Source organism: Ferribacterium limneticum, assembly GCF_020510585.1.
Lineage (GTDB): Bacteria > Pseudomonadota > Gammaproteobacteria > Burkholderiales > Rhodocyclaceae > Azonexus.
The window spans coordinates 1-15,692 of the sequence record NZ_CP075190.1; the positions used below are offsets into that span (position 1 = coordinate 1).

The 15,692-nt window shown below is 61.2% G+C and carries 10 protein-coding genes; 4 read left to right on the top strand and 6 right to left on the bottom strand.

The window, feature by feature from the left end:
• The 4 genes from dnaA (at position 1) to dtd (ending at position 5,798) form a co-directional block, all read left to right on the top strand.
• Complete coding sequence (gene dnaA, locus KI613_RS00005) at positions 1-1,392, top strand: chromosomal replication initiator protein DnaA (RefSeq protein ID WP_226403188.1); 1,392 nt, start codon at positions 1-3, stop codon at positions 1,390-1,392.
• A 209-nt stretch (positions 1,393-1,601) separates the two neighbouring features.
• Complete coding sequence (dnaN, locus tag KI613_RS00010) at positions 1,602-2,708, top strand: DNA polymerase III subunit beta (protein ID WP_226403189.1); 1,107 nt, start codon at positions 1,602-1,604, stop codon at positions 2,706-2,708.
• A 73-nt stretch (positions 2,709-2,781) separates the two neighbouring features.
• Complete coding sequence (gene gyrB, locus KI613_RS00015; protein WP_226403190.1) at positions 2,782-5,271, top strand: DNA topoisomerase (ATP-hydrolyzing) subunit B; 2,490 nt, start codon at positions 2,782-2,784, stop codon at positions 5,269-5,271.
• Between the two features lie 74 nt (positions 5,272-5,345).
• Positions 5,346-5,798: a D-aminoacyl-tRNA deacylase gene (gene dtd / locus KI613_RS00020; RefSeq protein WP_226403191.1), complete on the top strand. Its 453-nt coding sequence runs from the start codon at positions 5,346-5,348 to the stop codon at positions 5,796-5,798.
• 5 nt (positions 5,799-5,803) lie between these two features.
• On the opposite strand, the gene KI613_RS00025 is transcribed toward dtd, so the two are convergent.
• The 6 genes from KI613_RS00025 to gshA all read right to left on the bottom strand — a co-directional run bounded on the left by KI613_RS00025 (position 5,804) and on the right by gshA (position 15,655).
• Positions 5,804-6,640, bottom strand: a complete 837-nt coding sequence (locus KI613_RS00025) for an SIR2 family NAD-dependent protein deacylase (protein WP_226403192.1) — start codon at positions 6,638-6,640, stop codon at positions 5,804-5,806.
• 63 nt (positions 6,641-6,703) lie between these two features.
• A complete protein-coding gene (locus KI613_RS00030; protein ID WP_226403193.1) occupies positions 6,704-7,843 on the bottom strand; it encodes a response regulator in 1,140 nt (379 codons plus the stop codon).
• 23 nt (positions 7,844-7,866) lie between these two features.
• Positions 7,867-12,186 (bottom strand): response regulator, encoded by a 4,320-nt coding sequence (locus KI613_RS00035; protein ID WP_226403194.1) that lies wholly within the window; start codon positions 12,184-12,186, stop codon positions 7,867-7,869.
• Between the two features lie 120 nt (positions 12,187-12,306).
• Positions 12,307-13,359, bottom strand: a complete 1,053-nt coding sequence (locus KI613_RS00040; RefSeq protein WP_226403195.1) for an FAD:protein FMN transferase — start codon at positions 13,357-13,359, stop codon at positions 12,307-12,309.
• Positions 13,344-14,363, bottom strand: coding sequence for a glutathione synthase (gshB, locus tag KI613_RS00045; protein WP_226403196.1), 1,020 nt, complete (start codon positions 14,361-14,363; stop codon positions 13,344-13,346). The genes KI613_RS00040 and gshB overlap by 16 nt, the downstream gene beginning before the upstream one ends.
• Before the next feature lie 5 nt (positions 14,364-14,368).
• The gene (gene gshA, locus KI613_RS00050) at positions 14,369-15,655 is read right to left on the bottom strand and encodes a glutamate--cysteine ligase (RefSeq protein ID WP_226403197.1); all 1,287 of its coding nucleotides are present in this window, start codon (positions 15,653-15,655) and stop codon (positions 14,369-14,371) included.
• Between the last annotated feature and the right edge of the window lie 37 nt (positions 15,656-15,692).

Here is a 15,692-nt window from a genome sequence, read left to right on the forward strand (position 1 = left end):
ATGGCCGGTTTCTGGGAATCCTGTTTGCAGCGCTTCGAGCAGGAATTGCCCGCGCAGCAATTCAACACCTGGATCAGGCCCTTGCGGCTCGAAGGCGAAACCACGGCTCTGGACGACGGCCTGCGCCTTATCGCGCCGAACACTTTCATCTTGAAGTGGGTACGGGACCGCTATCTGACCCGCATTGAAGAATACAGCCGCAGCTTTTTCTCCGGCCCGGTCAGCATCGCGCTGGTCATTGGCAGTGGAAAAACAGCCAGCCGGGTTGAAACCGGCGGCGAGGTTGGCGAAAAACCAGCTGCCAAATCAGCAGCTAGCGGTGAAAAGAAGGCGCTGGCGCCAGAAAAACCACGCGCCAAGAGCGGCAATTACGAAAAGTCCCGGCTGTTTCAGTCCTTCACTTTCGACAATCTGGTGGTCGGCAAGGCTAATGACCTGGCACGTGCGGCGGCCGTCCAGGTGGCCAACAACCCCGGCGGTGCCTACAACCCGCTGTTCATCTACGGCGGTGCCGGCCTCGGCAAGACCCACCTGATTCACGCCATCGGCAACGCCATCGTCGCTGAAAACCCGGAAAAAATTGTCCGTTACGTTCATGCCGAGGATTACTACTCGGACGTGGTGCGCGCCTATCAGCAAAAGTCCTTTGACAGTTTCAAGCGCACCTATCGTTCGCTCGATGTGCTGTTGCTCGATGATGTCCAGTTCTTCAACGGCAAAAACCGTTCGCAGGAGGAGTTTTTCTTCCTGTTCAATGCGCTGATCGAAGCACGCAAGCAGATCATCATTACCTGCGATACCTATCCCAAGGATATTAACGGGTTGGATGATCGTCTGGTCACCCGCTTCGACTGGGGCCTGACTGTCCAGATCGAGCCGCCGGAACTGGAAATGCGTGTCGCCATTCTGAAGAAGAAGGCGGAAGCGGAAGGTATCCACCTCGATGATGAGGTTCCGTTCTTCATCGCCAAGCATTTGCGTTCCAATGTGCGCGAACTTGAAGGCGCCCTGAAAAAGGTTCTGGCCTACTCGTCCTTCCATGGCCGTGCCATCGCGCTGGATCTGACCAAGGAAGCGCTCAAGGACGTCATCGGTTCAGCCCGTAATGTCGGCATTGACAACATCCAGAAGACCGTTGCCGATTATTACAAGATGAAGGTTGCCGAGTTGTTCTCGAAAAAGCGTACCCGCGCTATTGCCCGGCCGCGTCAGGTCGCCATGTGGCTCTGTCGGGAAGTGACTTCACACAGTTTTCCGGAAATAGGCGATGCCTTTGGCGGCCGCGATCACACGACGGTCATTCATGCTGTCAAGACCATCGATGCCTTGCGCATTAAGGAAAATGAACTCAACCACGACCTGCATGTGTTGTTGCAGGTATTGAAAGGATGAGGCTGTCGATAAGTCTGTGGAAAAGCTGTGTATCAATTGTGGATCATATGGAATTACCCACTTTGTGGGAAAATTGTCCGGATTTCACCCACAGGCAATTCAGTCGTTTTCGCAGACCGTAAAATTTGATTCAAACACCTGAAATTAAACAATATTTTTCAGTTATTCACAGAATTGTTCCCGATATAGTCTACTTAGGAATTTAATTTATGGTTCTTATCAAAACCCAAAGAGACACGCTTCTGGCCCCGCTGCAGTCGGTATCGGGAATTGTCGAGCGTCGTCATACGCTGCCTATCCTGTCCAACGTCTTGCTGGAAAAGAAGGGTGATCGCCTGACCTTGTTGGCCACCGACATCGAAATCCAGATCACCACGAGCACTGAAGGTGCCGGCGGCGACGGTGACGGTGCGGTGACGGTCGGTGCCCGCAAGCTGCAGGAAATTTTGCGTTCGCTGCCCGATACCACCGAAGTCAGCCTGGTTCTCGAAGACAAGCGTCTGCTTGTGCGCGGCGGCAAGAGCCGGTTCAGCCTGCAGACCCTGCCGGCCGACGATTTCCCGCGGATGACGGTCAATGATGGCGAAACCAAGCAGTTTTCGATGTCGCAAAAGGCTTTCCGCCAGTTGATCAGCAAGACCCAGTACTCGATGGCGGCGCAGGACGTACGTTATTACCTGAACGGTCTGCTGTTGCTGGTCGAAGGCAAGGAATTGCGTGCCGTGGCGACCGATGGTCACCGTTTGGCCTACGCCAGCGTCGAGATCGACACCGATCTGCCACGCCAGGAAATGATCCTGCCGCGCAAGACCGTGCTCGAACTGAACCGCCTGCTGCTCGATAACGACGATGCCTTGAACATCACGCTGACGCCGAATCAGGTGCGCTTTGCGTTCGGTTCCGTGGTGCTGGTTTCCAAGCTGATCGACGGCAAGTTCCCGGATTACGAGCGTGTTGTTCCGGCTACCTTGAAGAACCACATGAAAGTTGGCCGTCAGACGCTGATGCAGGCCATGCAGCGCGCCGCCATTCTGACCAATGAAAAATTCCGTGGCGTTCGCGTCGTTTTGGGTGAAAACAGCCTAAAACTGATCGCCGCCAACGCCGAGCAGGAAGAAGCCGTCGAAGAAATCGAAGTCGACTACACCGGCGATGTCATCGATGTCGGCTTCAACGTCGGGTATCTGCTCGACGTCCTCAACAATATCCACACTGAAGAAATTCAGTGGAGTTTCAACGACGCCAATTCCAGCGCGCTGATCACTGTCCCCGGCAACGACCGCTTCAAGTACGTCGTGATGCCGATGCGTATCTGATAGCCCCAGCACTAACCCAAGAAGGCCTGCCCAGCCGGGCAGGCCTTTTGCAGTTTCACGTGGAACCAAAACAATGAGTGAAGAGAACGTCCCGCAATCCGACTCGCCAGCTTATGGCGAAGCCAGCATCCAGATCCTCGAAGGCCTGGAGGCTGTCCGCAAGCGCCCCGGCATGTACATCGGCGACACCTCCGATGGCTCCGGTCTGCACCATCTGGTCTTCGAAGTCGTCGACAACTCGATCGACGAGGCGCTGGCTGGGCATTGCAACGACATCATCGTCACCATTCACACAGACAACTCGATCAGCGTCATCGACAACGGCCGGGGCATCCCGACTGGTGTCAAGATGGACGACAAACACGAGCCGAAGCGTTCGGCCGCCGAAATCGCGCTGACCGAATTGCACGCCGGCGGCAAGTTCAACCAGAACTCCTACAAGGTGTCCGGTGGCCTGCACGGCGTCGGCGTTTCCTGCGTCAATGCGCTGTCCAAGTCCCTGCGCCTGACCATCCGTCGCGACGGCAAGAAGCACTTCATGGAGTTCTGCCGTGGTGTGCCGGTTGATCGTTGCATTGAAGTCCGCGACGGTTTCGAGATTTCCCCGATGAAGGTACTCGGCGATACCGAAAAGCGCGGCACCGAAGTGCACTTCATGGCCGATGAAGAGATTTTTGGCCACGTTGAATTCCACTACGAAATCCTTGCCAAGCGCCTGCGCGAACTGTCTTTCCTGAACAACGGCGTCAGCATCAAGCTGGTCGACCAGCGGGCCGGCAAGGAAGAGCTCTTTGCCTTTGCCGGTGGCGTGCAGAGCTTTGTCGAATACATCAACCGCACCAAGTCGGTCTTGCACCCGAACATCTTCTACTCGGCTGGCGACGCCAAGGTTGGCCAGGGCGCGGCCGATACTGGCATCACCATCGGTGTCGAAGTGGCGATGCAGTGGAACGATTCCTACCAGGAGCAGGTTCTCTGCTTCACCAACAACATTCCGCAGTCGGACGGGGGCACCCACCTGACCGGTCTGCGTGCCGCGATGACGCGTGTCATCAACAAGTACATCGACGAAAACGAGATCGCCAAGAAGGCCAAGGTCGATATCGCCGGTGACGACATGCGCGAAGGCCTGGCCTGCGTGCTGTCGGTCAAGATGCCCGACCCGAAGTTCGCCTCGCAGACCAAGATGAAACTGGTTTCCTCCGAAGCCCGTGCGGCCGTCGAGGAAGTCGTGGCGCAGAAGCTGGCCGATTTCCTGCTCGAGCGTCCGGTTGATGCCAAGATGATTTGCGGCAAGATCGTCGAAGCCTCCCGCGCTCGTGAAGCTGCCCGTCGCGCCCGTGAAATGACGCGCCGCAAGGGCGTTCTCGACGGCGTCGGCTTGCCCGGCAAGCTGGCTGACTGTCAGGAAAAAGACCCGGCGCTGTGCGAAATCTACATCGTCGAGGGCGACTCCGCCGGCGGCTCCGCCAAGCAGGGCCGCGACCGGAAGTTCCAGGCCATCCTGCCGCTGCGCGGCAAGGTGCTCAACGTCGAGAAAGCCCGTTTCGACAAGCTGATTTCGTCCGAACAGATCGTCACGTTGATCACCGCCCTCGGTACCGGCATCGGCAAGGACGATTTCAACGTTGAAAAGCTGCGCTACCACCGCATCATCATCATGACCGACGCGGACGTCGACGGTGCGCACATCCGCACCCTGCTGCTGACGCTCCTCTATCGCCAGATGCCCGAGCTGATCGACCGCGGCTACGTCTATATCGCCCAGCCGCCGCTCTACAAGGTCAAGCACGGCAAGACCGAGCGTTACCTCAAGGACGACCTCGAATACAACCAGTTCCTGCTCAACATGGCGCTCGACGAAGCTGTCCTGACGCCGCGTGTCGACGCCGAGCCGATTACCGGACCGGCGCTCGAAGGTCTGGCCCGTTCGTGGCTGGCTACCGAAGCGGTCATCGATCGCCTGTCGCACCTGATCAATCCGGAAGTCCTGCAGTCCATCGTTCGCCACAATCTGGCAGTCGATCTGTCCAGTGAAGAAAAAACGCGGGCCAGTGCCGAACTGATCGCTTCCTACATCCCGGCCGGCACGCGCATGGTGCCGAAGTACGACGACATCCAGGAACGGTGGACGCTGCGCGTCGAACGCATGCACCACGGCAACCTCAAGGTCGGCCTGATCGACGAAGATTTGCTGTTGTCCGGCGACTTCATGCAGCTACGCCGCACGGCCGAGACGCTGGCCGACATGTTTGGCGCTGGTGCCGTGATGTCGCGTGGCGAGAAAAAGCAGGTCGTCACCAACTTCGGCGACGCCATGAAATGGCTGCTCAATGAAGTCGAACGCGGCATCGCCAAGCAGCGCTACAAAGGCCTGGGCGAAATGAACCCGTCGCAACTTTGGGAAACAACGATGGACCCGAAAGTCCGCCGCCTGCTGCGCGTGCAGATCGACGACGCCATCGCGGCCGACGAAATCTTCACGACCCTCATGGGCGAGGATGTCGAGCCACGTCGGGCCTTCATCGAAACCAACGCCTTGAGCGCCCGGGTCGATATTTAACCCGGTTCACAACGGCAATTCAGTTCAGAAAAGGCTCCGCAGGGAGCCTTTTCCATTTTGACGAGAGGTTCGGCATGCGGGTGGTGATTCAGCGGGTCAGGGAGGCCAGTGTTACGGTCAACCGGAAAATATGCGGAAAAATAGAATCGGGCCTGCTCGTGCTGGCCGGTTTCGAGGCCGACGACAGCGCGGCTGATCTCGACTGGATGGCCGGCAAGATCGTTCGCCTGCGCCTGTTTTCCGACGAGAACGGGGTGATGAATCGTAGTGTCGTCGAAGCTGGCGGAGAGATTCTTGCTGTCTCGCAATTCACGCTTTATGCCTCGGTAAAAAAAGGCAATCGGCCGTCGTGGAGCCGGGCGGCGCGTGGCGATGTGTCGCAGCCGCTGTTCGACCAGTTTGTTGCCAGGTTGTCGGCTGAGCTCGGCAAGCCGGTGCCGACCGGGGTGTTTGGGGCGGACATGGAAGTCGGCCTGATTAACGATGGGCCGGTCACGCTGAGCATCGATTCCAGGACGCCGGAGTAGGCGGATCAAGTACAGGCAACGGCCTGGTGGAGGCGGCTGATGCCGTCGAGGCCGCCGATGGCTAGCCCGATGCCGTTCGCTGCGTCGGGCACTTCCGGTTCGCCGGGGTTGATGCGGATGAGCCGGCCGCCGCAGTCTTCGGAAAAATGGCGGACAGTCGGGATGTTCGTCCCGGCGCCAATTTCGATGCAGACCAGACGTTCTACCGTGCTCAGCCATTGTTGCAGACGCTGGTATTGCAGCGTCGTGCGTCGGTCCACCCAGCCCCAGTCGCCGAACATCAAAATGTTCGGGCGGGCGAGGGCGCCGCAGTGCGGGCAATGGGGCAATTCGTTGAGCAGACGGCAGTTGGCGGCATCGATTTCAGGATGAAAGTCGTCAGCCGGCCAGATTTGCTCGCCGCAACCCGCCAGGCATTGCAGGTGATGGATGGAACCGTGGATTTCGCAGACCCGGTCGGTAGCGAAGCCGGCTTTCTGGAACTGGCCATCGACGTTGCTGGTGAAGGCGCGGAGGCCGTGCGGCATGTTTTTCGCCAGGTCGAGGAGCAGGGCGAAGCCGGCGTGCGGCGTGGTTTTCCGGTAGAGGGCCAGGCGATGGCCGTAGAAGCCCCAGGCGAGGCGCGGGTCGGTGGCGAAGGCGGCCGGGTTGGCGATCGATTCGAAGGCGATTCTGGCCCGGCCGAGCGCTGGATAGACGGACCAGAATCCGCCCGGCCCGCGAAAGTCGGGCAGACCGGAGGCTATGCCCATGCCGGCGCCAGCGGTGATCAGCAGGCCGTCGGCTTGACGCAGCCATTCGGCTGCCCGGGACAGATTCAGGGCTTGTTGTGGGTCAGGCACGGGCTTCCCCGCCAAATTCCACGGTCAACCGGGAAAAAAGCCGAAATTTGAAATGCTCCGGCCTCAGTTGCTGCCCTTTTCGGGGTTGGCCAGCATCGCCGGGTAAGTTTCAGGATCGTCCGTGTGGTGAAAAATCTCGTTGATCTGGAATTCCAGATCGGTCAGGGCGCCGTGTTCGTCGGCGTAGATTTCCTTGATGCGGAGGACTTCCGGCAGGGCGCTCCGGAAAGCGTCGATCAGCGTCGGGTCGAAATGTTTGCCAGATTGCTCGTAGAGGTATTGCAAGGCTTCCTCGACCGGCACTGCGTTCTTGTATGGGCGGACCGAAACGAGCGCATCGAAGACATCGGCGATGGCAACAATTCGGCCTTCGAGCGGAATGTTTTCGCCCTTGAGTTGTTGCGGGTAGCCGCTGCCGTCCCACTTTTCGTGGTGGGTGAGGGCGATGATGCGCGAGGTTTCGAGTAGCTCGTTGTCGTGCTTGCCGATGATTTCGGCGCCCATGATCGGGTGCTGGTGCATGACATCCCATTCTGCGGCATCGAGTTTCCCCGGCTTGAGCAGGATGGCGTCGGGGATGCCGATCTTGCCGATGTCGTGCATCGGCGCGGTGTTGAAGATGATGTTGGCGGCTTCTTCGCCGAGGCCGTGGGCGACAGCGATGATGCGGGCGTAGTGGCTCATGCGCAGGACGTGGTTGCCGGTCTCGTTATCCTTGAATTCGGCGGCCCGGCCAAGCCGGCGAATGATCTGCTGGCGCGTCGTGAGCAGCTCGTGGGTGCGCTGGCGGACCATGCGTTCGAGTTCGCGCGACTGGTCGTAGAGCGCGAGGTGGGTGCGCACCCGGGCTTTGACGATGGGCGGGCTGATCGGCTTGGTGATGTAATCGACCGCACCGGTTTCCAGGCCACGCTGCTCGTCCTCGACGCTGGTCATGGCAGTGACGAAAATGATCGGGATGCGCCGGCGGTCGGGGTTCGATTTGAGGCGCCGGCAGATTTCCAGGCCGCTCAGGCCGGGCATCATGATGTCGAGCAGGATGAGGTCGGGCGGCTCGTCGGAATAGACGATCTTGAGCGCCTTCTCGCCCGACGTGGCGATGCGGATTCGATAGTTGTCACGCAGCACTTCGCTGAGCAGATCGATGTTTTCCGGGCTGTCGTCGACGACCAGGATGCATTGTTTGGGGAGTAGGGGGGACATGGTTTAGTTCTCGTCAGATTGGCTCAAGGTTTGCCCTGAATCGGGGCGAGTTGCTGCAGGGTTGCCGATGCATCTTCAAAGTCATATTGCCCAATCTGCCGGGCAAGCTGTTCGACCAGATGCGGGTCGCATTGGGCGCGAAGCCAGGCGGATATTTTTTCAAAATGCTGGACGGCTGCGGCATCGTCATCGTCCAGAAGCTGGCGCAGCGTGGAAAGAGCAGTGGCCTGCCCGTCGGACTTGGGAGCCAGCACAATCGGCGCTGTTGCCGCCGCGGTCGGAAGTGTTGCTGGAATGCTCAGGGCGGGCAGTAGCGCCACATCCAGTTTGCCCAGCAACCCGTCGATTGCCTCGTCGCCGACGGGCATCCCCTTCCTGAGCTTCTCTTCCAGTTCGCCGGCCAGATGGGCCACGTTGACCGCACCGATATTGCCGGCCAGGCCACGCAAGGTGTGGGCACGCAGGATCATGGCAGCGCTGTCGCCCTGTTGCCGGTCGGCCTGAAGGCGCTCGACCACGTCACCCTGATTCTCGCGGAAGCGGCTGACCAGACGGTCGTACATGCTGCGATTGCCACCCATCCGCGCCAGGGCGGCGGCCGTGTCGATCTCGGCCATATCCTTCGGGCTTGCGGGAATGGCTACGGCGGGACGAGGCAGGCTGTCGCGCTCGCCAGACTTGAGCCAGTGCGCCAGCGTGCTGTGGAGGACGGCAACGTCGATGGGCTTCGGGATATGGTCGTTCATGCCGGCCGCCAGGCAGCGCTCACGGTCGCTGGCCAGGGCGTTGGCCGTCATGGCGACGATCGGTAGCTGGCGCATCTGCAATTCGTCGCGGATCTTGGCAGTGGCCACGTAGCCGTCCATGACCGGCATCTGGCAATCCATCAGCACCAGTTCGTAAGCGTTACGCTGCACGGCGTTGACAGCCTGCTGGCCGTTTTCGGCCGTATCGACGCTTAGCCCGATATTGCTCAACATTTCCTGGGCCAGTTCGCGATTGACCTCGTTGTCCTCGACGAGCAGCACGCGCCGGCCCGAGAACTGGCGCGTCAGATTGTTCGGCGTCACCGGCGGGACGGCAGCGAGGGCCGTTTCCCGATGCAGCGCGACCATGATGCTGTCGAACAGCGACGACGGCGTCGCCGGTTTGCTCAGGATGGCGCCAACCGCCAGACTGCCGAGCGCCGCCTGCAACTCCTCGTGATCGAAAGCGGTGGCCATCACGATGGCCGCCTTGTCAGCCGGCGCCGACTGGCCGATCTGGCGGACCAGTTCGACCCCATCCATGCCCGGCATCTTCCAGTCGATGATGAGCAATCCGTAAGGCTGTCCGGCCTGGCTGGCCGCCGCCAATGCGCTGAGTGCGGCGCTGCCGCTGGCCACGGCATGGCTGGAAATGCCGAGTGCTGTCAGCATCTGCGTGAAGACTTCGCAGGCGCCGGGGCTGTCATCGACGACCAGGGCGCGCAGGTCATCGGGTAGCCCGATGCGCCGCGGCATCGCGTCGTCGCCGACGGCCAGCCCGAAGCCAAGGCGGAAGTTGAAGCAACTGCCGGCACCGAGCCGGCTCGTGACGCCGATGCTGCCGCCCTGCAGCTCAACGATGCGCTTGCAGATCGACAGGCCGAGGCCGGTGCCGCCGTATTTTCGGGTGGTCGAGGTATCGGCCTGGGTGAAGGCCGAGAACAGTTGTTCCTGCAGCTCCGGGCTCATGCCGATGCCGGTATCGCGTACTTCAAAGCCCAGTTCGACCTTGCCATCACTGCCCGCCAGCCGGTGCACGACGACGGTGATTTCACCGGCCTCGGTAAATTTGATGGCGTTGCCAACCAGATTGAGCAGGACCTGGCCAAGACGCAGCGAATCGCCAATCAGGCGGTCGGGGACATCGGCGGCAACGTCGTAGAGCAGCTCCAGCCCACGTTCGCGGGCTTTCTGCGCGCACAGGTCGCCGAGATGGCGCAGGCTGGCGTCGAGGCTGAAGGGCGCCTGCTCGAAATGCATCATGCCGGCCTCGATCTTCGACAGGTCGAGAATGTCGTTGATGATGCCGAGCAGCCCCTTGGCGGCGTTGTCGACCTTGCTCAGGTAGTTTTTCTGGCGGGAAGTCAGTTCGGTCTGCAAGGCGAGGTGGGTCATGCCGATGATGGCGTTCATCGGCGTGCGGATTTCGTGGCTCATGTTGGCCAGGAAGTCGGCCTTCGCCGCGGCTGCCGATTCGGCTGCAGCCTGCGCCCTTTCCGCGGCGCGCTTGGCCTCCTTGAGCGGCGAGATGTCGACGATGATGCCGATCAGGCCGCCCGGCGTGCCGTCGGGCGAGCGGAAGCCGCTGATCGAATAGAGCGTGTCGCGCAGCCGACCCTCGGCATCGGCCATTTGTACTTCACGCGTGATCCTGCCGCATTCGGCGATCACCTTTTCGTCTTCCGCCTGATAGGCCTGGCGCGCCTCTTCCGGCAGGTAATCGAGATCGAGCACGCGCTTGCCGATGAAATGGTGGCGGTCGACACCGAAAAACTCCTCGTAGGCCCGGTTGCAGCCGAGGAAACGGGTGTGCGCGCCCTTGTAGAAAATGGCGTTGGGAATGGTGTCGAGCAAGGCCTGCAGGAAGGCAAACTGGCGGATCAGTTCGCCTTCCATTTCGCGCCGGTCGCTGATATCGAGGACGGTCACCAGCAGCGAGTCGAGCTGGCCATCCTCGTCGCGGACCGGGGCAATCTGGACGTCACCCCAGCTGGTTTTCCCATGCGCATCGACGAACTCGAACTCATGCCGGACGGCATTGCTTTGCCCGGAGGCGATCTGCGGCAGGATTTCGTTCATCCGGGCCTCAATTTCGGCCGGGAAGACGATGTCTTCGGGATGCGCCAGCAGCACATCGATGGGCTGGCCGACAAAGCGGGCAAAGGCCGGATTGACCAGCGTCGGCCGGCGATCCGGGCTGAGGCTGACGATGCCGACCGCGGCGTTGTCGAAAATGGCGCGGAAGAAGGCTTCGCGCTTTTGCAGGATGTCCTGGCTCTGGCGCAGGGCATGTGTGCGCTTGGCGACCTTGAGTTCCAGCTCGATCTGCGCGTCTTCCTGCGCCCGGCGAGCGCTGCGCAGGTGCTGGCGCATGCCTTCGAGGGCGGCGGCAAGCTGGGTGACTTCGCGCCAGGGCGCGTCGGTGGTGACGGGCTGATCGAGTTCGAGCCGGCCGATACGTGTGCTGTCCTCGGCCAGGGCATGCAGCGGTGCGCCAAAGCGGCGGGCAATGTGGATGGCGACGGCCATGCCCAGCGCCAGGGCGGAAAGGGTGATAAGGGCGAGCAGCAGCAGATCTTCGCGGGAAATCGGGACGAAATCGTTTTCCGGGGCGATAACACCGAGCAGGATGCCGCTGGCGTTGCCTTCGAGCGGGCGGAAGAGGCTGACCCAGTGCCCGTCCGGGCGATCGAATCGCTGCACGCCATGGGCGGCTGCCGGCATCGCCTGCCAGCGACGAAAAGCGTCGGATAACTCAGGCAGTTCGAGTTCTTCGGAGGTCTTGAGCAGGGCCTGACTGATGGCCTGGCGGTCGCTGAAACGGGCATCGCGCGGCAGTGCTATGAGCTTGCCTTCCTTGAGAAAAAGCGCCGCCTTGCCCTGCGAACCGAAAGTCATCCGGGTGGTGAATTCGGCGATGTCGATGAGCCGGACGTCGTGGGCGATGACGTAGTTCGAGCCATCGCTGGCTGTCCACCGCATGGCGGCCGTAATGCCGGGCTCCTTGGTGGTGAAGAAGATGTACGGCTCGGTCCAGTGCACCGCCTGAGTCTCGGTCAGCGCCATGGCACCCTTGAACCACGGGCGTTCCCGGGCGTCGTAGTTGCGTTCACGCATCTCGACATTCTCGATCTGGCGGTTCTTGTTCCAGGTGATCCAGTAGGTCTGGTTGCCCCATTCGGCCGGATTGCTGATGCGGTTGAGCCAGCGGCCTTCGTCGGTCATCAGGAGGAGGATTTCACGGCCCGATTCGTGGGCGAAAATGACCGAGGTGATCTCGCCATGATTGGCGATGATGGGGAAGAAGAACTCGTTGAAACGCAGCAGTTGCGTTTGATCGATATCGTTGTTGACGCCCCAGCCGTGGCTGCTGCGCAGCGTTACTTCGACGGTCTTGAAAAGGCGGGTGACGCGGGCTTCGAGCTGTTCGGCGGCGAGCCGCATCTGGGACTCGGCCAGTCGGTCTACGGTGGGCCGGCCGATTAGCTGATACAGGCTGAAAGCGAAGACGGCGAGGGAAAGCAGGATAAGCAGGCCGATACGCAGTACCAGACTGTTGGCGAACCCCGGCTTGTTGAAGAAACCATCTCGCAGCATTCCTCCCCCTGTTAGTGAATGCCTACGTTCCCCTGACGACGAATTATTATTGTTTTTCCAGCAGCAATGTTACGAGATATCCGGACCGGGCGTATACATGTCAGCAGAATGATTTTCTGCTCAGGGAAGGACCGTTAATTCAGGCGCCTGGCCGATGAACTCGAGGCGCTGACGCAGGGCTTCGGTGACGAAAATCCGGTTGTCGCGGTCGACGCGCAAAACGAGGCCGATTTCCATCTTCTTCGCCATATCGCGCCAGCCATTCGGGCCGGCGATGAAGATTGGCTTCGACGTGGCGTCCGACAAGGTGCCGGAGCGCGGCCCGGCCGGAATGAGCACGGTGACGGCCTGCGTGTGGTCGGCCGGATAGCCGGTGCGCGGGTCGAGCAGGTGGGCGTAACGCTGGCCTTCGAGCTCGAAGAAACGCTGGTAGTCGCCCGAGGTGCCGATCGCCTCGCCGTCGGCCAGCGTGACGGTGGCCAGCGGGCCGGGCTGGCGCGGGTGCTGGATGCCGACACGCCACGGCTTGCCTTGCTTGCTGCCCAGCGCCATGACGTTGCCGCCGATGTTGATCAGCGCGTTGTTGATGCCCTGAGCACGCAGAATGGCGGCGGCGCGGTCGAGGGCGACGCCTTTGAGGTAGCCGCCGAAATCGAGGGCGACATCGCGGTTGCGGCTGCGTACGGTGGTGCCGTCGAGGCTGATGTCGGCGATTGACGGTTTGCTCGCCAGCCAGGCCTTGATCTCGGCAGCTGGCGGCAGTTCGGCCTTGAATTCATCGGCCTGAAAGCCCCACAGCTTGATGAGCTGGCCGATGCCGGGGTCGAACAGATAGTCGCCCTGTTTGGCCAGTGCCTGGGCTTCCTGGACGAATTCGGCGAGTTCCGGAGTCACTTTCAACGGTCGACCGGAAAAAATGGCCAAATTCAAAGTCGTCAGTTCGGATGGTTGCCACGCATGGTAGGCGCGGTGCAGGCGGTCGAACTCGCGGAGTACGGCAGCGATGGCCTTGCGCCCCTGTTCGGGATCTTCGCTGACGACCAGCACTTCGACGCGGGTGCCGAAGACGTAGGCCTGCTGTTCCTGCAACGGCGTGCGGCCGCAGGCGGAGAGGAGGACGGCGGCGGTGGCGACGGCCAGGGCCGTCAGGAAAAGCTTTAGGAAATGCCGCATGCGTGTTCGATGGCGGTGATGAAAGCGCCGGCTGCATCGAAACCCGACTGCTGGCGGATTTCGACCATACAGGTCGGGCTGGTCACGTTGATCTCGGTGAGGTGGTTGCCAATGACGTCGATGCCGATCAGCATGAGGCCGCGCTTGAACAGGATGGGGCCGAGGGCTTCGGCGATTTCCCGGTCGCGGGTCGAGAGTTCCTGGGCGACGCCGGTGCCGCCAGTGGCGAGGTTGCCGCGCGTTTCGCCGGCTTTGGGGATGCGCGCCAGGCAAAAAGGCACTGGCTTGCCGGCGATGATCAGGATGCGCTTGTCGCCGTGGCTGATCTCGGGCACGTAGCGCTGCGCCATGATCGTCCGGGCGCCTTCGTGGGTCAGCGTTTCGACGATGACGTTGCGGTTCGGGTCGTTGCGATGGACCCGGAAAATCTGGCTACCGCCCATGCCGTCGAGTGGCTTGAGGATGACGTCGCGCTGCTCGTCGATGAAATGATGGATTTGCGCCATGTCGCGGCTGATCGCGGTGGTCGGGGCAAAGTGGGCGAATTCCATGAGCGCCAGCTTTTCCGAATGATCGCGCAGCGCCTGCGGCCGGTTGAAGACTTTGACGCCGTCCGCCTCGGCCCGTTCGAGCAGCCAGGTTGCGGTCAGGTATTCGAAGTCGAAGGGCGGATCCTTGCGCATGATCACTGCGTCGAAGGCGGTCAGCGGCATCCATTCACGACCGGTTTCGCGATACCAGTCGTGGTCGTCCGGGCGTAGCAGCAGGTGCGTCGCCTCGCCGACCACCCCGCCGGGGTGACCGGCCTCCGGCTTGCGCCAGCCAAGCGTTGCGGCGTCGATGGCATAAACATCGTGGCCGTGGTTTTCAGCGGCGCGCATCATGGCCACCGACGAATCCTTCCACGCCTTGAGATGCTCGAGCGGATCGACGATGAAGGCCAGTTTCAACGACCGGGCGCTACCGCCGAGCAGGTGTTTCTCGAAGTGAAGCTGTTGAGCCACGGCGCTCAGTCGTTTTCCGGCGCCGTGCGCTCAAGTTCGATAGCCGCCGCCAGACAGGCCAGCCGGCCGACGACGCCGTAGGCGTAGAAGCGGTTAGGGGCGGCGTCCGGGTTGTTGCAGCCGTAGTCGGGCATGTTGCAGCCGGTCTCGAAGGCCAGCGGCTCGAAATGCATGCCCGGTGCGTTGAGGTTCTCGTCCTTGCCGCGCCCGGTATGGACACGATAGAAGCCACCGACGACATAGCGGTCGATCATGTAGATGACCGGTTCGGCGACCGCCTCGTTAAGCGTCTCGAACGAATGCACGCCTTCCTGGATGAGCACCTCGCTGACTTCGAGGCCTTCCTTGACAACGCTCATCTTGTTGCGCTGCTTGCGGTTCAGGGCGATGACTTCGTCGACGTTGCGCACCGTCATGACGCCCATGCCGTAGGTGCCGGCATCGGCCTTGACGACAACGTAGGGCGTCTCGTCGATGTCGTATTCGCGGTACTTTTCCTTGACCAGATCGAGCACGGCCGAGACATTTGCAGCCAGGCATTCCTCACCCTGACGTTCGTGGAAATTGACGCTGCGGCAGACCGAGAAGGCCGGGTTGATGCGCCATGGATCGATGCCGATGGCCTTGGCGAAATCGTTGGCAACCTGATCGTAGGCGGCAAAGTGGTTGGATTTGCGGCGGACGGCCCAGCCGGCATGCACCGGCGGCAGCACGACCTGCTCGTTGAGACCTTGGAGGATGGCCGGAATGCCGGCCGACAGGTCGTTGTTGAGCAGGATGGCGCAGGGATCGAAGCCGTCGAGGCCGAGGCGATGCTGGCTGCGGACGAGCGGCTCGAGGAGCAGTTGCTGGCCGTTCGGCAGGTCGACCGGCGTCGGCTGGGTGATGTCCGGATTCAGCGAACCGAGACGCACGTTGAGACCGGTCTGCTTGAGGATGGCGGCGATCTGCGCGACGTTCTGCAGGTAGAACTGGTTGCGCGTGTGATTCTCGGGAATGAGCAGCAGGCTGCGCGCTTCCGGGCAGAATTTTTCGATGGCGCTCATCGCCGCCTGCACGCAGAGCGGCAGGAAGGCCGGGTTGAGGTTGTTGAAGCCGCCGGGGAACAGATTGGTGTCGACCGGCGCCAGCTTGAAGCCGGAATTGCGCAGGTCGCACGACGAATAAAACGGCGGCGTGTGCTCCAGCCATTGGCCGCGCAGCCAGTGTTCAATCTGCGGGCTGGCAGCGAGGAAGCGGCGCTCGAGCTCGAGCAGGGGGCCGGTGAGGGCGGTGGTGAGGTGGGGAACCATGTGCTGTCTCTCAATCCCGGGGTTTTTATTTTGGCTG